The following is a 20691-nucleotide window of genomic DNA, read 5'->3' on the forward strand; positions in this document are numbered from 1 at the left end:
CGTTAAATGTACACGACGCTACCAGGCGTTTTTTATCTGGTCGAAATGTAAATCGTATTTATCCAATATCGCCGCCACACGCTGACTGTCATTCAGCCGCCGCTTCTTCAGACGCGACGCTGCAAACAAACGCCGGCCCGCCTCCGCCGCAGAGTGGCTGTCGCGACATGCGCGCACTACCGCTTCCAGTTGCACCTGATCCAGAAGGTCCATTTCATCCAGCTGCTCCGTCGATAACAGGTTTTCCAACAGACTGGTTTCGACCAGAGGCGTTGCAGAATGCAGCTCCATTCCCCAGAGGTACCCAAGACGCTCTATCTCCGCCTCCACCAGCGCCACATCAATTTCCCCGGCTTCCGCCAACGTCGCCATACGAGTCACGCTGGCGTTAAGGTCGCGAAAGTTACCTTTCCACACTGCGCCGGGAGAACAGGCGAACTTGAGATAACGCTTGCGGCCCTGCTGGCTGAAGCGCACGCGAATCCCGTTTTCACGCTCAAAGCGTTGCAGCTCATAATCGAGATTAGGCTCGATATCTTCATGCCGATCCGCCAGCCCCGGCAATCGGTATGTCCACAGGTTGATGCGTGAGAACAAGTCTTCCCGGAAGCGTCCGTCGATCACATCCTGACGCAGGTCTCGGTTGGTGCCGGCGATGAGTTGAAAGTCGCTGTTTTCTTCTTTATCCGCACCCAAAGGAAAAAAGCGCTTATCCTCTATGGCGCGCAACAGCATCGCCTGCTCATCCAAAGGCAACTCACCGATTTCATCCAGAAACAATACGCCGCCGTCGGCTTCCTTTAACAAACCATCCCGCTTCTCAACCGCGCCCGTAAAAGCGCCTTTACGGTGTCCAAATAGCGCAGACATGGCGTTATCGCCGCGCAATGTGGCGCAGTTGACCTCCACAAAAGCGCCTTTTACATCCTGACGCTTGCGCTTCAGTTCATAGATACGAGAGCCCAGTCTGGACTTGCCGGCCCCGGTCGGGCCCGTAATCAGAATCGGCGCGCGGGTGCGAATCGCCACGGTCTCAATCTGCTTTATCAACTGATTGAAATCCGCATTACGGGTATCGATACCTGACTTCAGATAATCCGTATCACGCTTACGCGCCAGACTGAAGATTTCCGCCACGGAACGCGGCGCATTATCCAGGTCGATCACTTCCACCTTGCTGCCGCATTCATATTCACGGCTAGGTGCGGTTTGCAACAACTTGCCAGGAAAATAACGGGCGCCTACGGACAAAAAGATAGATATCTGCTGGATATGGGAGCCGGTGGTGATATGAAAGTAGTATTCCTCCTTCTCCGTATCAAAGGGATAGCCATCAATAAACTGATACAGTTTGGGAAACACCTGATGCAGATCCCAGGGCGCATCGAAGTCCAGTTGCTGCAGATCCACCTGCAGCCTGGGGGCCACATCGGCAATATCCGCACTCACTTCGTCCGCCAACTCACGGTCCTGCGGGTTGTATAACAAGACTAACCGATCAACGGGAAACGCTTGTGGATGTTGGGCGATGGACACCGTAGGCCGCCAGCGCTGCCAGCGTTTTTCGTATTTGCCCCGGCGCCGTGACACCGCGTCCATAGTGGAGCCTAAAAATCCAAACACCACTTTAAGTTTACGCTTTCTGATCGCCATGACGCCCAACCCATCTCAATATTGACTTGCCTGGGGCAATTCTAAAGAAAAGATTCGTTTTTCCGAAACTTTTATTCATAAATACGAACTAAGTTTCTTTTTAAAGCCTCTTCCTCTATCACCCCGACATTATCGCCAACTCTTACCAAGCCCCGGGAAATATAGCGTTATTAGCTTTTTTCACGTCAATTAAAAAGTTGGCACGACTAGTGCTAAAATACGGACAACTTAAATTTAACGACTCCACTGCGGACACCGACATGTTTTTCATGATTAAGCACTTCAATCAACAACCAGGACAGATACTGAGCCAGCCAATAAGTAGCGGCTTAGTGGCCTGCCTGCGCCATAACGATTGGTATTGCGGTTATTCCAGCGACTGGAGCAAATCAAACGATCTCGGCGAATCAAAGGCGAACCACACCCTTCGATGACGTAATCACGTCCGGAGGGAAGCAAACGCCCTCCGGACACTCTCCCCTCACAAGGAACGAGAACCCGGCGGGCGAAAGCTCACCGGGTTTTTTTATGTGTTTTTTTCGAGCAGCGCGGTAAAAACGTCGCGTGACGAAAGAGAGCACATAACAAAGAACGATTACTTGGAGCGATAGTGAAAACAAATCAGGCTCCAACATTCTTGTACTGCGTTTTTTGTATTAAACGCCTGCAATCGAGACTAAGGAGCAAGCAGAGATTGCATGAAAGAACAAAGGTAGGCTGGCCGAATGGTAAGGCAGCGAGTTGCTAATTCGTCGAACCCAAAGGGGTTCTGCAGGTTCGAGTCCTGCGCCTACCGCCACCTTCTAGACAGAGGAAGTCGTAGAAACGGAGAGTTGCCAGAACGGTAATGGAGCAGTCTTGAAAACTGTGGCTTGGGAACAGGCATGGGGGTTCGAATCCCTCACTCTCCGCCAGATATTTTGACAATGAAAAAACGAATACGGCCTGTTGGTCAAATGGCGAAGACGCCGGGTTGTCTCCCCGGAAGCAAGAGTTCAATTCTCTTACAGGCCGCCAATTATAAAGAGGTAACAAACATGTACAGCAATCAATTGGCGGAAGGTTTCGCCGCCAACCAGGCGGCTTACCTCAAACAAAGACTGGACCGCCGCTTGGGTCATGACCGGACTCAAATTCGTATCGATCAAAATGATCTGATCGTGGTTTTGGAAAGAAACGACTTGATCCACATCGCCGCAGGCGACATCCCCACACGCATCGGGGAGTTGCGGGTGAAGGCGAAGCTGACAGGCTAATGAATCATGCGTTCGTGATGGAAATGGCAGACATACCTGGCTTAGAACCAGGCGCCGTAGTCGGCATGCGAGTTCGAGTCTCGCCGAACGCACCATATTTACTTGCGATTTAAAAAGCACTTATCGCTTAAAACGTATTACAGCCCGGTAGCTTAACTGGCAGAGCAGCGGCTTCCAAACCCGCCAGGTGATGGTTCGAATCCGTCCCGGGTTGCCACTTTGATTAACGAAATAGACCAGAAAAGAGGAAAAGGTCATGGAAAACGAGTTCGACGAACGGGTCGTCGTCCCCAGCAACAATTAGATACGGTCATTCTTCCTGGCGATGCCGCCTCAAGGATGACCTCAATTTACCCTCACACTGCCCCGTAGCTTAATTGGTAAAGCACCGGACTTTGACTCCGGGAACCCTGGTTCGAATCCAGGCGGGGCGGCCAATTTCAACCAGATAAACCTTAAAAAAATTAGAGCATGTAGACAAATAGAAGAGATGTAGTCATGAGCACCCCTCGCATACTTAGATTGGACAAAACCGGCCAACCCATGCAGTGGATGAGCCAGGAAGAAGCGGCCACGCTGATCTGCAACGACCGCGTACTCTGGAGCGCCGGCGATAACGTCATTGTTTTGCGAGGCGGAACAGGACGTGACGGACAACGGTCCACCCTTGAAATTCCAACCATCATCGCTTCCGAAGGTCGCGACAAACACGTGATGGAAACGCCACCGCTGACCAACAAATACCTGTTCCGGCGGGATGACAGCACCTGCATGTACTGTGGATTGACGTTCCCTTATGAACTACTCAGTCGGGATCACATTATGCCGGTGTCCCGGGGTGGTAGAGATATCTGGAAAAACGTCGTTTGCGCCTGCATCCGGTGCAACAACTTCAAAAGAGACCGCACCCCGGAAGAAGCCGGCATGCCTCTATTAGCGGTGCCATTCGTACCCAGCCGGTACGAATACCTGTATCTGGCCAACAGAAACATTCTGGGTGACCAGATGGAGTTTCTACGTAAAGGCTTCAGTCGCCACCTATTGGCGAGAATAGCCTGAACCACCTCACCCTTAGCGGCCTTCGGGTCGCTTTTTTTCACTCAGATAGAAGCATCAGCAGCAATAAATAAGCGTGTCAGATGAGAAGAAAAGCGCCAGGCAGTGTATGTATTGTGAGCGGCGGTGCAACGCCAAAGCCACCGAACAGGCAGTCATGCAAGGAGTCCAGGCAGGCGCCAAAGTATCCGTTTTCACCATTCAGGGCCTCCCCTAAAGAAAGGTAGAAACTTGGGATATCCGTGATGTAACGGCCGTCAAGAAAGACCTCTCGTCCCTTTTTATCCACTGCCCGCAGATGACCCTGCCGACAGTAATCTTCCCGGTTCTGGTGCATCTGCCGATATTTCTGATGATGATCCCAGTCCGCCCATGCCGGTTTCTTACTCGTCACGCGTTCTCCCAAAGGGTTTCATTAATCCACAGGCGTGACTGAAAGATCGATGCGCTCAACTCTGCGGGGCCAAGGTCGCAGTCAGGGCTGCAATTTGCTGTTGCAGCATTTGCAGACGGTTGTTGAGTCTTGATACTTCATTTTCGTTAGGCGTAGCGCCCGCAAGCAACTGCGCCAGATTCTGATCAATGCGATATTGTTCCTTGCGTAATTCATCAATTCTATCGAGAATCATTCGTTGGGAGCTGTACAGTTTCAGCCTGTCATCACGCTCCTGCAGTGCAGCTTTATGTTGTTTAAGCGCTCCTTCCAGGGCTTTGTTCTGCGCTCGCAATTCAGCCACCTCAGAGTGCAGCCCCGTGTTCTCCGAATTAGAACTCAGCAGCATATTTCGCTCCACCAACGTCATCGCGTACTTCCGCTCAAGTTCCCGATAAATATCGGCGTTGGTCACTTCGGAAGTGCGATTCTGTATCTGATGTTCCAGTTCTGCATTTTTAAGCTGCAAGGGATGAATAACCAGGTGCAGGCTAAGCGAATAAACCAAAGCGCCGCAGGCGGCGGCAAGCGCAAGAGTCAGTATGACAGACTGCTTTCCATGCTCGGGCATAGCGTCTCCTTTGAGAGTAAATATAAAACCCACGACAGCCATACTGCGAGTCGCCGTAGATTACTCCATGTGCATCGCGCAACCAAGCTAATCGCCATCATTACAGGCAAAACGACCAACCTTTCACCTTGACCGCCACATTGCGTAACTCTGTATGCGAGGCCATACTTTTTTAATGAGTAAAGACACTTTGGGCTTAGTATCTGAGCATAACTTAAACGCTTTCCGGGAAAGCTTTGCGCGCTGCTTTTGTGATGTGGGGAGCGACGTAAGCTTCGTCGACGACTTCTACGTACGCCTCAAAGCCTCAGACGCCAACGTCAGCGCCATATTCAATCGACGCCCTATTGAACGACAGGTGCATGCTGTACGTTCAGCAGTCTATGCTTTAGAGGAATACGCCACTCATGGACGGCCGGACAAAACGCTGACCTTGATAGAGGCGTCCCACTCTCACCATGCGATGGGGCTGACGCCGGATATGTATGAGTTATGGTTGAGCTGTCTACTCGAAACCGTTCTTCGCCACGACCATGCGTACAACGACGAAGTGAAGCAAGCCTGGGAGCTGACGCTCAGGCCCGGCATTGATTATCTCAAGCACAGACTCATTGTCGAAATCGACATTGCTGCTATTAATCAGGCAGACAAATAGCTTCCTTCTATCTGTTTGCAACGACAGGGCCTGCACATGTCAGCCCCAGCCTTCTGCGGCTAGCCGCGCAGGCGTTGTGAGAAAAAATCACATCAGCGAGCGTCGCTTTCCCTTCTCCGCCCGGGCGGAGAAGGCTTCTCATTAGAGAACTCGCCCCCACAAGCACGGGCGATCGTGTCCATCACCATCTCCGCCGCAAAGTTTTTAGGCATCGAGTCAGGGTTGGTCACCGCCAGTTGGTAGGCGCCTTCCATCGTAGCCAGCACCATCGCCGCCAGCTTGCGAATGCCTTCCGCCGCCAGTCGGTCTCCTGCAATATTCCACAACAGTTGCGCCAACTCTTTCATTTGCATGGCGATGGCTTCGCAATATAACTCCCTGACATCGTCCACCCGCACCGCTTCCGCGCCAATCAGCACCCAGGCTTTCACCGCCTCTGGATCAGCGCCTTTTCCCAGCGCCAGTCTGGCGTCGACGAAGGCGCGCAACTGCTGCTCGGGCGTTTGCGCATCAACGCTAAGCAGGCGGTACCGGGTTTCGCCAATGCTGACGACATGTTCGACCAGCGCCAGCAGAATTTCCCGTTTGGCTTTGAAATGATAATGAATCAATCCCGGCGTCAGTTCAGCTTCCGCCGCAATTGCCTGAATCGTCGCACCGTCATAGCCCTTTTTCGTCATCACACGCAACAGTGCGCCCACTATTTGCATTCGACGTTCTTCTGTATTCGACTTTCTCCCCATGATCACCATCGCCTCATCGGACAAATCGTTATTTTGGTCATTTAACCAAATTTATATTGCCGCCGCGATCATTTGCTTTTAATCTATTTTTGGTTGGCTGACCAACTTATACAAAATGCAATTCACTGCGACATTTCAGTATCGATGGAGGAAAACGGACTCATGAAAAGCGTCAGTCGTTTTAACACCTCTCAACACTTGCCAGAAGGCGCTCAACGCATCGATTTAGCGCCGGAATTAAAGAAAGAATGTTTCGTTCTGCGCGGCGTCTTTTCCGAAGCGTTGTGCAGACAACTATTGGCTGACGCCCTGGCCCGAGGATTCAGCCCCGCTGACGCGAAATACCCACCCAGCTACCGCAACAACGCTAGACAGGTGGTCGATGACCCGCAACTCGCGCAGCATCTGTTCGATATGTGCAGAGAATTTCTCCCTCCGTCATTAGCCGCTGCGGCCTCTCCCTTCGCAGGCAGACTACAGTCCCTGAACCCTCGCCTGCGACTTTGCCGCTACAGCGCAGGCCAGAGTTTCTTTCCCCATCAGGATGGCGTTTATGTACGACCCGACGGCGCAGAATCAAGGCTAACCTTCCTGCTTTATCTCAACGACGCAACCGAATTCAGCGGCGGCGACACCTTATTCTTTAAAGACGCTTCCGCCGCGGAAATCTGCGCCCGCTTTACCCCCCGCCGCGGCGACCTGATTGTATTCGACCATAGCCTCTGGCACAGCGGGGACACTGTGCTAAGCGGCGAAAAGTACATTCTTCGCAGTGATCTGATATATCGACCAGAAAAACCGGCCAGATCTATCCCAACCCTGCTAAGCCCTGACGCATTACACGCGCATAACGGATATATCTGGCGCGTTGCTGCGCTTTCTGGCGGGCGTTTCGCGACAGCGTCCAGGGACAGATCCATCCGAATATGGAGCCCTCAGAAGCACTTATTACAAACCTTGTCCCGCCATGCGAATTCCGTTCTGGACTTATGCTCAAACGCCAAAGATGACCTTTTCGCCGTCTCCCGAGACGGGTTCATCAGTAAATGGAAGCAGCGTGAAACAGGCTATTTTCCCGTCAGGAAAATTAACACCTTTTGCCCCACTCTATTAAGTATTTCAACATTGGACGAAAACCAGCTCGTCACCACAGGATCAGATGGCGTGATACGACTTTGGAGCCACAATTTAACGCCCAGGGGCTCGCTGTACGGACACAACGGCTGGGTGTGGGCGTTCACCCCGCTTGCGCGAGGAAAAGCCGTCAGCGGCGGAGAGGACGGAACCCTATGTTTCTGGCGGACAAACTGCGACGCGAGCTTTCTCAGGCTCTCCCCCCAGGCAGGCTCAATACGATGCTTTGCCTTGTCCGACAAGGCTCACAGCCTTTTTGCCGGGACCGGAGAGGGTCACATATTACACATCGATTTATTACCGGAACCTTATGTGAAAAACGTCTGGAAAGCTCATGATGGGGTCGTAAGAAGCCTGCTCGCAGCTAGCAATAATCAACTCATCAGCGCAGGAGAAGACTGCCGGATCAAACGCTGGAGTCTGGCGGGAACAGGGCTCGAAGAGGTCGCCAGCCACGAAAACTTCGTCACGTCGCTATGCGCATATGGGGATAAGAATTTTCTATCCGCCTCTTATGACGGACGTGTGATATTTCATTCACTTTGAGCAGCGTCGAGGCGACTCCACGTAGCTCGCCCTCGTCAAAATGAAAGCGTTACCTTTGCTTCATTCCCTTGTGCGACGCGCCTCACAGAAATTTACGCCTAAGCCATCTACACTAATTTTCCCTCTCTCAAAAGCCAAGTCTCCAGCAATTTAACTAGTCCTTTTTTACCGCCTATAACCACTTTTGTTATAGCCATATCACCCTATTTTTCTGCCCAGGTCTTTTCGGGTTAAATGGCGATGCTCGCAAGCTATTGAATTAATTAGGTTTTATCAATTTTTTGGCGTCAGCTTTTTTTACGACGCCAGCAAACTGCAAATGCAATTGAACCACGTCAATAACTTGGCGCGCGAAACGACACTACCACAACTTCAGCAAGCGCCTCCGACCTCTAACAGAAGGATCGTAAAGCAGTTCCTGCGGTTCATCTCTCCCATTGTTTAGAGGGACTTAACGCTTAATGGGCTAAAAATCGATGACTCTATTTCCTACGGAGCCGTCTAGCAAACGGCTATCCGCGCGCAAACTTGCGCGCCTGCTTGTCAGTGCGGTCGCTCTTTCTCAAGCCATACCCGCTCTGGCGGCTAGCCCCGTCGATGAAAAACGGGAGCAATTCGTCATATCCGCTCGCGCTGGACACTTACAGGAAGCCATTAAAGGCCTCTCCAAGTTATATAAGAAGACGCGCGACAAAGCAGTGCTCAATGACCTGATCGCGCTGTACTCCTGGAATGGCGAGCTGGACAGCGCGCTAGCGTTGTGCAATCCATGCTCGCCCAAAGCGTTGAATAACGACAGCCTGGAAATTCTGGCCAAGGCGCAGCGCAATCAGAAGAACTTCGCTGCAGCGGCTGACCTTTACAGACTACTGGCCAAGCGCAGCCCCAAAAGCCGGGATGCATGGCTGGGACTGGCGCTGACAAGCGCCGAAATGGGCGAAGATGTTCACGCTCAGAAGGCCATCGCCAACTATAGAGAGCTGACTCGACCCAGCGTAGAGCGTTTTGAGTACGAGCTGTATGTCATGACGGTATTGCAGGACAAGGTTGGTGAAGTCGGCGTTCTGCAGGACTATTACAGCTTCGCTCCCGACAACCGCGACATCGGACTGCGGCTTTATAAGTCCGCCATTGATCTCGGCGCCGCCACCGCAGCGGAGCGAATCGTCAAGGCGCACCCGGACTGGTTCAAGGGCGTCGATCATTACTGGCTCGAATACTATAAATCCACTCTTAATATCCGCAGCGGCGCCAAATCCTACCGACAGGACATTCTGGATAAAGGCATTGCCGACCTACAGGCGTTGTATGACAAAGTCCCGGCGGGCCACTCCCTGCGCGGCGCCATCGAACTGGACATCTTTTACGGACTGGTCGTCGCCAAGCGCTTCGATGAAGCAAGCGAGATGCTGCCCGCCATTGAAGCGCGTCAACCGCTTCCGGCTTATATAGACGAGGCCCGCGCAGACTTATATTCCGCCACACGTCGCCCCTTCAAAGCGCTGCCAATATTCAAAAGGCTGTATGCGAAAACGCCCACGCTGGAGCTTGGCAAGAAGCTGTATTACACACACATGAATGCAGAGCAATATGAAGAAGGCGGCGTTCTGTTGCAAAAACTCCTGGATTCCCAACCCCCACGACGTTGGGATTTTACCGGCAGCTTTAAAGTTAACAACGAAAATTATCAGCAGCTGCGCGAACAAAGCATTATCCACCAGGCTTGGAGCGGCGACCTGAATGCGGCGGAAAAAGCGCTGCAAGAAGCATTGATCGAGGCGCCCGGCAACCCATGGTTATGGATGGACTTGGGCAATGTGAAACGCTGGCAGGGCCGGTTCAGTGAAGCCGAAGCCTGTTATCGCCGCGCAGATACGATGCTGTCCGGCAGCGCTCAAGGCCACCCCAGGCGCAGTCTGTGGCTGACGCAGCTGGAAAAAGGCGACTGGCGGGATCTCAACGCCAAACGCGAGGAGTTGAACGCCGCTTATCCCAATTACGAGCAACGTGAGGTTAACAAACGCTGGAACGAGGCTAACGCACCGTTTCTGAGCGTCGATGTCAACCGCGTCAAGTCCAGCAACAGTGAACCCGGTAAAGCGCAAAACTCAAGAGAGTGGCGCTACGACGCCCGGCTGTACTCACAACGCTGGGAGGGCCAGCGCCTCTTCATTCACGACCAAAAGATGTATGGAGAATGGGAGGAGCGCGATCTCTACGCTCGTTATACCGGTATCGGCGCGGACCTGAATTATTACCCGTTCTCGCTGGAGCTGGAAGCTGGCTCGGGCGGAAAACTTAACGACAAAAACTATTTCTGGAGCGCCGCCAACTGGAGTCTGTTTGACGACTTGTCATTGCAGGCGAACTACCGCTACAACCCATCAGAAACGCCGCTAAGAGGTCTTTACGACAACAGTTACATGCGTCAATGGGGCCTCGGCGCTACATACAAGTTCACGACGGATGTATCCCTTGGGGCTTCAGCCTCACTCAGCGACTTTACCGACGGCAATGACCGCCAGGCAGCCAGCGCATGGCTGGAAGCTCAATTGTGGCAAACGCCGCGATACAAACTGTCCGGCGTCGTCAGCGCAGGCGGCAGCAATAACGATCAGGTTGCAGCCAGTTATTTCAATCCAAAGTCCGATCGCAACTACGCCGCAGAGCTGCGCCATAGCTACCGCATCAAAGTATCCGACGATTGGGATTTGGATCAATTCCTGGAAACCAGCGTCAATCAGTATCGCCAGGAAGGCTACGACCCTGCTACAGGCTGGGCGATCAGTTACAGCCAGCAATGGCGCTGGCGGGACCAGGTCAGCGTCAAACTGGGAGTCAGTCGCGACAAAGCCACCTACGACGGAGAGCCTGAGAACGGCACGTTGATTTTCGCCAACTTTGAAATGAGGTTTATGCAGTGAAAGGTATCGCCCGGATAATTTTCTTAAGCCTGACGTTGCTCTCGTCACTGGTCTGGGGCCGCCCGGAAAACAGCTATGTGGTATTGGGATACCACGACTTCTATGACGTCAAACTCAATCCGACCAAGCGCATCTTCGCCAACACCTTGAGCAGGGATCGCTTTGTCGAACACCTCAACTGGATAAAACAAAACAACTATCACCCAGTCAGTTTCCAGCAGATTATTGACGCCAAAGAAGGCAAATCCAAACTGCCGGAAAACGCAGTGCTGCTTACCTTCGACGATGGCTATGAATCCTTTTATACCACTGTCTTTCCCTTACTGAAGCTATATAACTACCCCGCTGTCATTGCGCTGGTGGGCAAATGGCTGGAAGTTGAGCCCGGCAAGGAAGTGCTGTACGGAAAAACCAATCTGGACCGCAAGCATTTTCTGAACTGGGCGCAAATCCGGGAAATGGAAGCCTCCGGTCTGGTGGAGTTCGCTTCCCATACCTATAACCTTCACTATGGAATATACGCCAACCCTTTCGGCAATGAGCAGCCCGCCGCGGTCAGTCCTGAGTACGACAAAGACCACGACAGCTATGAAACCACCGAGAACTATGACCACCGTCTGCGCAAGGACTTCAAGGCCAGTAAGAAACAGATGACCACCCGGGGCCTGAAGTCGCCCCGCATCATGGTATGGCCCTACGGCGCTTATAACAGCCACTCCATCGATATCGCCAAGGAACAAGGTTACCCCTACACCTTTTCGTTGGATGAGGGAGTCAACATGGTCACGGACTCCGGCCTGAATGTATATCGTTACCTGATGGACCAGGAAATCAGCCTGGAGCATTTCGGCCGGATCTTAAAAGGCGAGCCCAAGCCGCCGATGGTGAAACGCATCCTGCATGTCGACCTGGACTATGTTTACGACCCGGACCCGAAAGTCGTCCAGAACAATATCGACAGACTGATTGAGCGAGTCAGTCGATATAAGGTCAACACCGTTTATTTACAGGCATTCGCGGACCCGGATGGCGATGGCGTCGCAGACGCCCTTTATTTCCCTAATCGCCACCTGCCGGTGCGCGCGGACATATTCAATCGCGTCGCATGGCAGCTCCGTTCCCGCGCAGGCGTTCGTATGTACGCCTGGATGCCGGTGTTGGCTTTTAACCTGGGTAAAGACTACCGCTACGTCACCGATGTGCGCACCCAAAAGCCTGCGCCAGAGCATTATCTGAGGCTCTCGCCTTTCAACGAGAAAAACCTCGAAACCATTGGCGATATTTACGAAGACCTCAGCCTGTATGGCAAATTCCATGGCATCCTCTTCCATGACGACGCCTTTCTCGGCGACTTTGAAGACGCCTCGCCGGAAGCGCTGAGGCAATATGCGGCATGGGGACTGGGTGATTCCATTGACGCTATCCATGCGAATCAAGAGTTGTCAAAGCGCTGGGCGGAACTGAAAACCCAATACTTAATTGATATCACTCATCGGCTCGCCAAGCGCAGCGCCCGTTACTTCGCCAGCGACGGCCAACACTTGCTGCTGGCCCGCAATATGTACGCCCAGCCGGTGCTCAACCCAGACAGTGAGGCGTGGTTCGCGCAAAATCTGGAGGCGTTCGCCAAATCCTATGATCACGTGGCGGTCATGGCGATGCCTTACATGGAGCAGCAGAAAGATCCTGAACAGTGGTTGCGCAAACTCGCGCAAACGGCGCTGAAGCGCATAGATCCAGACAAGCTGGTGTTCGAGCTGCAAGCGAAGGACTGGCGCGACGGATCGGCCATCCCCGCCAAAGTGCTCAGACGTCAGATGCAAATCATCTCCGAGGAAGGAGTGAAAAGCTTCGGCTATTACCCTGATGACTTCATCAAAGGCATTCCCGACATCAATGTGATTCGCCCTGAACTCTCGCTGAACTCCACTTTGGAGGCGGCGAAATGACCTTGGATATTCTGCTGCTTTGTATCTACCTCTACCCCAGCATCATGGCGCTGGTGTGGATTACTGGTGGGGTGTACTACTTTTTTCATTGGGAGCGCCGCTACCTGAAAAATCACCCCGACCACAAACTTAAACTGCGTCACTACCCTATGGTGTCGGTGATGGTGCCTTGCTACAACGAAGGCGCCAATATCAAGGAGACCATCGATAGCCTGCTGGAGCAGGATTATCCAAATTACGAAATCATCGCCATCAATGACGGCAGTAGAGACGATACCGGCGCGCGTCTGGATGAAATCGCTAAGGAGCACCCCAAACTGCGTGTTATCCATCAGGAAAACCAGGGCAAGGCCGCCGCGCTGAACAATGCGCTGGAGCAGGCTCAAGGGGACTGTTTGGTATGTATCGATGGCGACGCCTTGCTTGATCGCAACGCGCTGGTCTGGATGGTGCGTCACTTTCTCAGCGAAAACGGCGTCGGCGCCGTCACCGGCAATCCAAGAGTGCGCACTCGCTCCACCATTATCGGCAAAATCCAGACAGGCGAGTTCTCTTCCATTATCGGTCTCATCAAGCGTGCGCAGCGTATCTACGGCACCCTGTTCACTATCTCCGGCGTGGTGTGCGCGTTCCGAAAAAGCGCCTTGCAGCAAATCGGCGGCTGGAACACCAGCATGGTAACCGAAGACATCGACGTCAGCTGGCGTTTGCAGATGGCCGGTTGGAACATTCGGTATGAGCCTATGGCGCGCTGCTGGGTGTTGATGCCCGAAACCATTCGCGGCCTGTATAAACAGCGACTGCGTTGGGCCCAAGGCGGCGCGGAAGTCTGCTTAAAATATGGCTGGCGCTGCCTGTTTCAGGGCAAGCTGCGATTCTGGCCACTGCTGCTGGAATATCTCGCCAGCGTTTATTGGAGCTACAGCGTTATCGGTCTGCTCGCCTGGCGACTGCTCACCTTCTCCGAAGCTCCCACCGCGGCGCAGGTGCTGACATTCGAAGTCTGCGCCGTGCTGATGATCTTTTTATGCCTATTGCAGTTCCTGGTCAGCATTCTGATCGACCGTCATTACGATCAGGGACTGCTCAAAAACTTTCTGTGGTGCATTTGGTATCCGCTGTTCTACTGGATACTCAATATCGCCACGGTAACCATCGCAGTGCCCAAGGCCCTGTTCAGAAAACGCAATCAACATGCAGTTTGGGAAAGTCCGGATAGAGGAGAAATTTTTCGTGGCTGAATCAACACAAAGGACACTTATCTACACACAGGCGTCACGGCGCACCACAGGACTCTGGCTAAGAGATGGAGCAATATCCCTTATGACCTGGATGCTGTGGGGGTATCTGCTGTTGCACCCCCTGTACTTCTTCTTTTTCAGTGATGGAGAGCTTATGTCGCCCCTGCTGAAGCTATCCCTAATCGATATATTGGCCTGTGCTGGCGGCATTCTCACAGTGACGCTGGCGCTGTATCACCTGTGGTCGCGGGCGCATCACTGCAAATGGTGGTGGCGCCGCAGAAACCTGCTCAAGCAGGCGGAAGTGGAGCTTCTGGGAGAGGGTTAAGCCTCTTCCCACTCCATCATGAAATAAACAACGACTGCCTGCAGGCAGACGCAAAAAAGCCGGACTCAAAGTCCGGCTTTTTATTGGTTGTTTCCATCAATGCAGTGGAAACATACTTACAAAGTCATCAGGCGACGCCCGGCTTACGCGCTTTGGCCGGCTCAGCTTTGCCTGCTTTGTCGCGAGATTCGGTTGCTTTTTTCTTGGTCCAGTACTCCGCGTTTTCGATGCCCAGTTTTTCAGGATCGAAAGTGTACTCGGTCACGCCTTTCTTCTGTTGATCTTCGTAGTCACGCAGCGCTCTCAAAGCCGGTTTGGCCATGAAGAAAATCACCACGATGCCCACGATGTTCAACCACGCCATCAAGCCTACGCCGATGTCGCCCATGCCCCAGGCCAGATCCGCAGTTTTCACCGCTCCGTAGAAAGTCGACGCCATGATGGCGACTTTCAGGATGAAGACCATGCCGGGAATATTCACGGTGCGCTTGATATACGCCACATTGGTTTCCGCAATGTAGTAGTACGCCAGAATCGTGGTGAATGAGAAGAAGAACAACGCAAACGCGATGAACGGCTTGCCTACGCCAGGCAATGTGCTTTCAATCGCCATCTGAGTAAATACCGGGCCGTTGGCTGCGATACCATCCGCTACATTCTGGATGATGTATGCGCCCTCAGTCGCGCCGTGCACGTTGTAAGCGCCGGTGATCAGGATCATGAACGCCGTTGCGGAACATACGAACAGAGTATCGATATAGATGGAGAAAGACTGCACCAGACCTTGCTGAGCCGGGTGCTGAACTTCCGCCGCCGCAGCCGCGTGTGGGCCGCTGCCCTGGCCTGCTTCGTTAGAATATACGCCGCGTTTTACACCCCAGCCAATCGCCGCGCCAAAGCCCGCCATTGGAGAGAATGCATCGCCAACGATCATGCTGATAATAGAAGGTAGTTGGTCAATATTCAGGCCTACGATAACGCAAGCGATGATGATATACGCCAGCGCCATGAAGGGAACGACGATTTCAGTGAACTTGGCGATACGTCTTACGCCGCCGAAAATGATGAAGCCCAGGATCAGAACGACAACAACGCCGGAAACCAGCTTCGCGAAGCTCACTTCACCGAAGAAAGAAGTATTGATGATAGAGCCCGCGCCGAATGCCGTCTCCACCGCGCTGCCGATGTTATTGGACTGAACGCCTGGCAGGAACAGACCGCAAGCAATGATGGTCGCAATAGCGAAAATCCAGGCATACCATTTCTGACCCATGGCTTTTTCAAAATAGTAAGCAGGGCCGCCACGATATTGGCCTTCATCTTCTTCTTTGTAAATCTGCGCCAGAGTGGATTCGATATAAGCAGTGGCCGCGCCCAGGAAGGCGACCATCCACATCCAGAAGACTGCGCCGGGACCGCCGAAACCGATAGCGGCGGCGACGCCTGCGATGTTGCCGGTGCCGACCCGGCCAGAGAGAGAGACCGCAAGGGCCTGGAAGGAGGAAATCCCTTTGTCAGAGCTCGTGCCCGAGAGGAGCAATCGCCACATTTCACCGAAATGCCTGACCTGGACAAACCTTGTCAACACAGAATAAAACAGACCCGCTCCCAGACACAGGTAGATCAGAGCTGGGCTCCAGATCAGGCCGTTCATATAGTTAACAATATCTTGCATCAAAAATCTCCACGTAGAGTCTCTGTCGAATCGGACGCCGCATGCTGGCTACAGATTTGGATGAGACTGTTATTTTTGTAATGAAACGCTCGTGCGTATGGGATTTTCCCGGCGTCGCTTTGGTTGACCAACCTAACGCCCTAGGCTTCCCGGCATAAAAACCGGAGCGGATTATACAGCATCTTAGCTCCGTGTCTTTAACATGCGACGAATATCCTAACGGCGCATCGAGCAAAAGTTAGTCAGCACTTCCCGCAATTTCCGTCATCACTTAGGATGGGATATTGGCATTCAATAAGTTATGGGAGAAAGCCGAAGTGCCGCAGCAGGAAGAAAACGCGAAATTAAGCGCCCGTCAACAAATTGAGACTGTATATCGGGCGGAATCCCGACGTATTTTGGCGACATTAATCCGCTTATTGGGCGATTTTGATCTGGCGGAAGAAGCCATGCATGAGGCCTTCGCCGCCGCCACCGACCAGTGGGAGCAGGAAGGCGTTCCCGCCAATCCACGCGCCTGGCTGGTGTCCACAGGGCGTTTCAAAGCCATTGATCATCTACGTCGCCGCGCCCGCTTTGACGCCTCGCTAACTGACATCGCCGAGCGGCTTTATGCAGATGCGACAGGCGCGGAAGACAAACTGAACGAAGACATTGAGGATGATCGCCTGCGCCTGATGTTCACCTGCTGCCACCCCAGCCTTTCCACGGAAGCGCAACTGGCGCTGACATTGAGGGAAGTATGCGACCTCACCACCGAGGAAATTGCTCGCGCGTTTCTTTCTTCCCCCAGCACAGTGGCTCAGCGCATTGTGCGCGCCAAGTCTAAAATACGGGACGCCCGCATTCCCTATGAAGTGCCGAGCGAATCCGAGTTGCCGGAACGCCTGGAGTCCGTGTTGCATGTCATTTATCTGGTATTCAACGAGGGCTACTCCGCGTCTACAGGCGATAGCCTCACCCGCAGCGATTTATCTGCGGAAGCGATTCGGTTGGGCCGCTTACTGGTAGAACTGCTGAAGTCCAAAGCAGAGGCGTCAGAAGCAATGGGGCTGCTGGCTCTAATGTTACTCAGCGATTCCCGCCGCGCCGCTCGCGCCAATGCGCAAGGCGACCTGATTCTACTCGACGCGCAAGACCGGTCACTGTGGAATAAGTCGCAGATAGAAGAAGGCGCACAATGGGTGACGAAGGCGCTTGGCTCACAGCGGTTTGGCCCCTACACACTGCAAGCCGCCATCTCCGCGGTACATGCGGAAGCCTCCGGCGCAGACGCCACAGACTGGTCTGAAATCATCGGCTTATACACCCTTCTGCTGCGGATCAACCCCTCTCCCGTCGTGGCTTTGAATCGGGCAGTGGCGGTGGCCATGCGCGATGGCCCACAACAGGGCCTGGAAATCATTGACCGCATCCTCGCTGCGGGGGATCTTCACTCTTATCACCTCGCCCACTCCGCCAAAGCGGACATGCACCGACGTCTGGGACAGTTTGAGCAGGCGCAGAGCGCCTACCAGCAGGCGCTGGCCCTGGCAAAACAAGAACCCGAACGCCGTTTTCTGAAAAGACGTCTGGACGAGTTGGCCATGACAACGAAAAACGTCTAGAGAAATTTTTTAAAAAAGTTTTCTGCAGTATGTCGATTTGCCGCTTTCCCAGTCGACAAGGAAGTACATAAAGGGGTTGGCTTCATTGCAAGGGCCCCTGGTAATCAAAGACTGACATAGAAATGGAGCGCTGATATGCGATTTCTGATCATACGTAAAGCAGATAAAAACACGGAAGCCGGCGTCATGCCTGAAGACGACCTGATCTCCGCCATGGGGAGCTACAACCAGGAGTTGGCGAACGCTGGCGCCATGCTGGATGGGGCCGGTTTGAAGCCCAGCGACAAGGGCGCCCGAATTAAGTTTTCCGGCGGCAAGCCCACCGTATTCGACGGTCCTTTTGCGGAAACCAAAGAGCTTATCGCCGGCTACACCATGATCCAGGCGAAATCCAAAGAAGAAGCCATCGAATGGGCGTGTCGCTGGCCGGCTCTGGATGGCGACGGAGAAGTCGAGCTGGAAATCCGCCAGCTCTATGAACTGGAAGACTTCACGCCCAGTGAGGGATTGGAGCAACATAAGGCCCTGCAGGCGCAGTTGTCAGCCAAGTCGCCTCAGGTGAATACCTATCTATTCTTCAATGGCCAATGCAAAGAGGCTTTCGAATACTACGCGCAAGTCCTTGGAGGCAAAATCGAGTATTCGGCGACCTTCGCAGAATGTCCCGACCCGACTCAGAACCCTCCAGGTTGGGAGGACAAGATCATGCACATCTGTATGGCGGTCGGAGATAGAAAACTAATGGCCTCTGATACGCCTCCCGGGCAATTTGAAGAACCTAAAGGCTTCTTCGTGCAACTTGATACGGACACCCCTGAAGAAGCCGACCGCCTGTTCAACACATTGGTGGAAGGCGGTCAAGTGCGCATGCCATTGCAACAGACCTTCTGGTCCATACGCTTCGGCATGCTGGTGGATCGGTTCGGCACGCCCTGGATGATTAACTGCAGCCAAGCAGCCTGATCACAGTCGAACTGACAAACAAACAAAATAAGGAGACGGTTATGAGCGCAACAAATACCACTGAGAGCCAGATACGTCAGGCCCTGGGCAGCTGGGTGGAGGCCGCCTGCGCCAAGGATCTGGACCGCATCATGAGTCACTATGCGCCAGACGTGCGCGCCTTCGACGCGATCCTGCAATTGCAATTCGACGGCGCGGAGGCTTATCGCAAACATTGGGAAACCTGCTTGTCTTACACCTCTGGCCCGATGATCTTTGAAGTGGAAGATTTACGCATAGAAGCAGAGGGAGACCTGGCCGTTGGGCACTTTCTCAACCGCTGCGGCTGTGTCGATGAGCAAGGGAAAGCGCAAAGTTCCTGGATGCGCGGCACGGTTTGCTATTGCCGCCGCGAAGGCGCGTGGAAGATTGTGCACGAGCATTACTCAGCGCCGTTCAGCGTGCCTGATGGCGCAGCGCTGTTTAACCTCGAACCCTGATAGCGCGGACCAGGGCGGCACACTGATTAACTGTCTCCGCCCTGATTCCACTTCATCGCACATCGCACATAAAGGAAAACACCATGAAATTTCTCTGCATGGCTTATTACAACGTTCAAAAGTTTGCGGAGCTGGGTGAGGCGGAGATGCAGGCCATCGTCAGCCAATGCGCTGATTACGATAAAAGCCTGCGACAAAGCGGCTCCGTAATCGCACAGGGTTCTCTTGCCTCCCCGCCCTCTTCTCTGTGTATTCGTCCCAGCAGAAAAGGCCCTATTGTTTCAGATGGTCCGTTTTTAGAAACCAAGGAGCAAATCGGCGGTTTCTTTATGATTGAGTCGAATAGTCTGGAAGAAGCGAAAGCCCTGGCGCTAAAACACCCCGCCGCCAATATCGGAGAAGAGATGGGCTGGGGAGTAGAAATTCGCCCCATTGATAACCTCATTGCCCTGTGAATAGCACAGCCTCTATCAGCGCGACTTCCGTCGTCGCACTCTATTAACCTGGAGAATTGATTATGAAATATCTATGTCTCGTTTATTACGATGAAAACATTATCAACGCCATGACCAAAAGCGAGTGGGACTCGCTGAACGGAGAGTGCATCGCTTTCGGCGATGAGGTCAGGCAAAGCGGACATTTTGTCGGCGGCAACGCACTGCAACCCGTGGAAACCGCCACCACGGTGCGCGTCCGTAACGGCCGCGTCACCACCACAGACGGCCCGTTCGCAGAGACCAAAGAACAATTGGCGGGCTTTTATATGATGGAAGCCCGCGATTTAAATGAGGCTATCCAGCTCGCCGGCCGTATTCCTCCCGCCCGCCTGGGCAGCATTGAAATTCGCCCCATTCGTGAACTTCAAGCGCCAGAGTCAGCCGGGTAAACCGGCGGCCTCTGGCGAGAAGGACAAACAATGCTGTGGGAAAGAGCAATAGAACGCAAACGCGCTGGACTTACTTCCTGTTTTCTTTGCGTATCACCAGCTTGAGGCCAGACCAAACTTCATCTACTGCGCATACTTTCACGTCCACCAGGCCCATAGGCAAAGCGATACGTCGGATTTCATCTTCCGTCATATCCGTCATATCCGTCTTAACCTTGGAGGCCTTTTTAGGCCAGGATATCCAGATCATGCCATTCTGTTTGATATGGCCAGCCAAGTTCCCAAGCTCTGATTCCAACTCATCACGGCTTTTTGTAAAAAAGTGGATCATGTCCAAATCAGGACGAAGCGCATCAACAAGAAGCACATTGTCAGGCAGAGAGCTAACCAGCAACTGGTAATCAACTGGCGCATTTGACGCATAAAGCACAAAGCCTTCTTTGACTCCCAGCTTTTTGGATAGTGGCGTGTTTGAATAGCCCGCCATGAGATTTCCTGTTTGTGTTGTCAAGCCAGGGAGCGCCCTGGCTTTGACTGTCAGTGGACTCAGTCGCACTGCCCTTCCCTGTCACAGTGTAATCCGCTGTAATGC

19 protein-coding genes and 6 tRNA genes are annotated in these 20691 nt (G+C 53.2%); 19 read left to right on the plus strand and 6 right to left on the minus strand.

Annotated elements, in window-relative coordinates; all coding sequences use genetic code 11:
• Positions 1–18 precede the first annotated feature (18 nt).
• A complete protein-coding gene (gene rtcR, locus AC2IBB_RS27565) occupies positions 19–1653 on the minus strand; it encodes an RNA repair transcriptional activator RtcR (RefSeq protein WP_486329902.1) in 1635 nt (544 codons plus the stop codon).
• A 711-nt stretch (positions 1654–2364) separates the two neighbouring features.
• On the opposite strand from rtcR, the gene AC2IBB_RS27570 reads away from it, so the two are divergent.
• From AC2IBB_RS27570 to AC2IBB_RS27605, 8 genes are all read left to right on the plus strand, one after another.
• Positions 2365–2452, plus strand: a tRNA-Ser gene (locus AC2IBB_RS27570).
• A 28-nt stretch (positions 2453–2480) separates the two neighbouring features.
• Positions 2481–2567: transfer RNA gene (locus AC2IBB_RS27575), tRNA-Ser, on the plus strand.
• A gap of 28 nt (positions 2568–2595) precedes the next feature.
• A tRNA-Asp gene (locus AC2IBB_RS27580) sits at positions 2596–2670 on the plus strand.
• A 20-nt stretch (positions 2671–2690) separates the two neighbouring features.
• Positions 2691–2909: a hypothetical protein gene (locus tag AC2IBB_RS27585; RefSeq protein WP_486329903.1), complete on the plus strand. Its 219-nt coding sequence runs from the start codon at positions 2691–2693 to the stop codon at positions 2907–2909.
• An 8-nt stretch (positions 2910–2917) separates the two neighbouring features.
• Positions 2918–3004: transfer RNA gene (locus AC2IBB_RS27590), tRNA-Leu, on the plus strand.
• A 46-nt stretch (positions 3005–3050) separates the two neighbouring features.
• Positions 3051–3126 (plus strand) — tRNA-Trp (locus AC2IBB_RS27595).
• 145 nt (positions 3127–3271) lie between these two features.
• Positions 3272–3346, plus strand: a tRNA-Gln gene (locus AC2IBB_RS27600).
• Positions 3347–3407: 61 nt separating this feature from the next.
• Positions 3408–3968: an HNH endonuclease gene (locus AC2IBB_RS27605; protein WP_011399230.1), complete on the plus strand. Its 561-nt coding sequence runs from the start codon at positions 3408–3410 to the stop codon at positions 3966–3968.
• Between the two features lie 76 nt (positions 3969–4044).
• Here AC2IBB_RS27605 and AC2IBB_RS27610 read toward each other — a convergent pair whose 3' ends face one another.
• A complete protein-coding gene (locus AC2IBB_RS27610) occupies positions 4045–4359 on the minus strand; it encodes a barstar family protein (RefSeq protein WP_486329904.1) in 315 nt (104 codons plus the stop codon).
• 55 nt (positions 4360–4414) lie between these two features.
• Complete coding sequence (locus tag AC2IBB_RS27615) at positions 4415–4969, minus strand: hypothetical protein (protein WP_486329905.1); 555 nt, start codon at positions 4967–4969, stop codon at positions 4415–4417.
• Positions 4970–5144: 175 nt separating this feature from the next.
• Between AC2IBB_RS27615 and AC2IBB_RS27620 the strand changes: the two genes are divergently transcribed.
• Complete coding sequence (locus tag AC2IBB_RS27620) at positions 5145–5624, plus strand: hypothetical protein (protein WP_486329906.1); 480 nt, start codon at positions 5145–5147, stop codon at positions 5622–5624.
• A gap of 92 nt (positions 5625–5716) precedes the next feature.
• Here AC2IBB_RS27620 and AC2IBB_RS27625 read toward each other — a convergent pair whose 3' ends face one another.
• Entirely contained in the window at positions 5717–6334 is a 618-nt protein-coding gene (locus AC2IBB_RS27625) for a TetR/AcrR family transcriptional regulator (RefSeq protein ID WP_486329907.1), read from the minus strand.
• Positions 6335–6529: 195 nt separating this feature from the next.
• On the opposite strand from AC2IBB_RS27625, the gene AC2IBB_RS27630 reads away from it, so the two are divergent.
• The 5 genes from AC2IBB_RS27630 (at position 6530) to AC2IBB_RS27650 (ending at position 14489) form a co-directional block, all read left to right on the plus strand.
• Positions 6530–8047 (plus strand): 2OG-Fe(II) oxygenase, encoded by a 1518-nt coding sequence (locus tag AC2IBB_RS27630; RefSeq protein WP_486329908.1) that lies wholly within the window; start codon positions 6530–6532, stop codon positions 8045–8047.
• Positions 8048–8523: 476 nt separating this feature from the next.
• Positions 8524–10971 carry a poly-beta-1,6 N-acetyl-D-glucosamine export porin PgaA gene (pgaA, locus tag AC2IBB_RS27635; protein WP_486329909.1) on the plus strand — a complete coding sequence of 816 codons (2448 nt, stop codon included), beginning with the start codon at positions 8524–8526 and terminating at the stop codon, positions 10969–10971.
• Positions 10968–12920: a poly-beta-1,6-N-acetyl-D-glucosamine N-deacetylase PgaB gene (gene pgaB, locus AC2IBB_RS27640; protein WP_486329910.1), complete on the plus strand. Its 1953-nt coding sequence runs from the start codon at positions 10968–10970 to the stop codon at positions 12918–12920. Before pgaA ends, pgaB begins: the two co-directional genes overlap by 4 nt.
• The gene (gene pgaC / locus AC2IBB_RS27645; protein WP_486329911.1) at positions 12917–14161 is read left to right on the plus strand and encodes a poly-beta-1,6-N-acetyl-D-glucosamine synthase; all 1245 of its coding nucleotides are present in this window, start codon (positions 12917–12919) and stop codon (positions 14159–14161) included. The genes pgaB and pgaC overlap by 4 nt, the downstream gene beginning before the upstream one ends.
• A complete protein-coding gene (locus AC2IBB_RS27650) occupies positions 14154–14489 on the plus strand; it encodes a hypothetical protein (protein WP_486329912.1) in 336 nt (111 codons plus the stop codon). The genes pgaC and AC2IBB_RS27650 overlap by 8 nt, the downstream gene beginning before the upstream one ends.
• 127 nt (positions 14490–14616) lie before the next feature.
• Here the strand turns inward: AC2IBB_RS27650 and AC2IBB_RS27655 are convergent, their stop codons facing one another.
• Positions 14617–16164 carry an alanine/glycine:cation symporter family protein gene (locus tag AC2IBB_RS27655; RefSeq protein ID WP_486329913.1) on the minus strand — a complete coding sequence of 516 codons (1548 nt, stop codon included), beginning with the start codon at positions 16162–16164 and terminating at the stop codon, positions 14617–14619.
• A gap of 284 nt (positions 16165–16448) precedes the next feature.
• Between AC2IBB_RS27655 and AC2IBB_RS27660 the strand changes: the two genes are divergently transcribed.
• From AC2IBB_RS27660 to AC2IBB_RS27680, 5 genes are all read left to right on the plus strand, one after another.
• Entirely contained in the window at positions 16449–17771 is a 1323-nt protein-coding gene (locus tag AC2IBB_RS27660; RefSeq protein ID WP_486329914.1) for an RNA polymerase sigma factor, read from the plus strand.
• A gap of 135 nt (positions 17772–17906) precedes the next feature.
• Complete coding sequence (locus AC2IBB_RS27665) at positions 17907–18734, plus strand: YciI family protein (protein WP_486329915.1); 828 nt, start codon at positions 17907–17909, stop codon at positions 18732–18734.
• Between the two features lie 41 nt (positions 18735–18775).
• Positions 18776–19213, plus strand: a complete 438-nt coding sequence (locus AC2IBB_RS27670) for a YybH family protein (protein WP_486329916.1) — start codon at positions 18776–18778, stop codon at positions 19211–19213.
• Between the two features lie 83 nt (positions 19214–19296).
• A complete protein-coding gene (locus tag AC2IBB_RS27675) occupies positions 19297–19668 on the plus strand; it encodes a YciI family protein (protein WP_486329917.1) in 372 nt (123 codons plus the stop codon).
• Between the two features lie 62 nt (positions 19669–19730).
• A complete protein-coding gene (locus AC2IBB_RS27680) occupies positions 19731–20099 on the plus strand; it encodes a YciI family protein (protein WP_127968812.1) in 369 nt (122 codons plus the stop codon).
• 70 nt (positions 20100–20169) lie between these two features.
• Here AC2IBB_RS27680 and AC2IBB_RS27685 read toward each other — a convergent pair whose 3' ends face one another.
• A complete protein-coding gene (locus AC2IBB_RS27685) occupies positions 20170–20586 on the minus strand; it encodes a DUF3052 domain-containing protein (protein WP_486329918.1) in 417 nt (138 codons plus the stop codon).
• Positions 20587–20691: the final 105 nt, after the last annotated feature.

The sequence above is a fragment of the Hahella sp. NS-SX17 genome, from assembly GCF_057367735.1.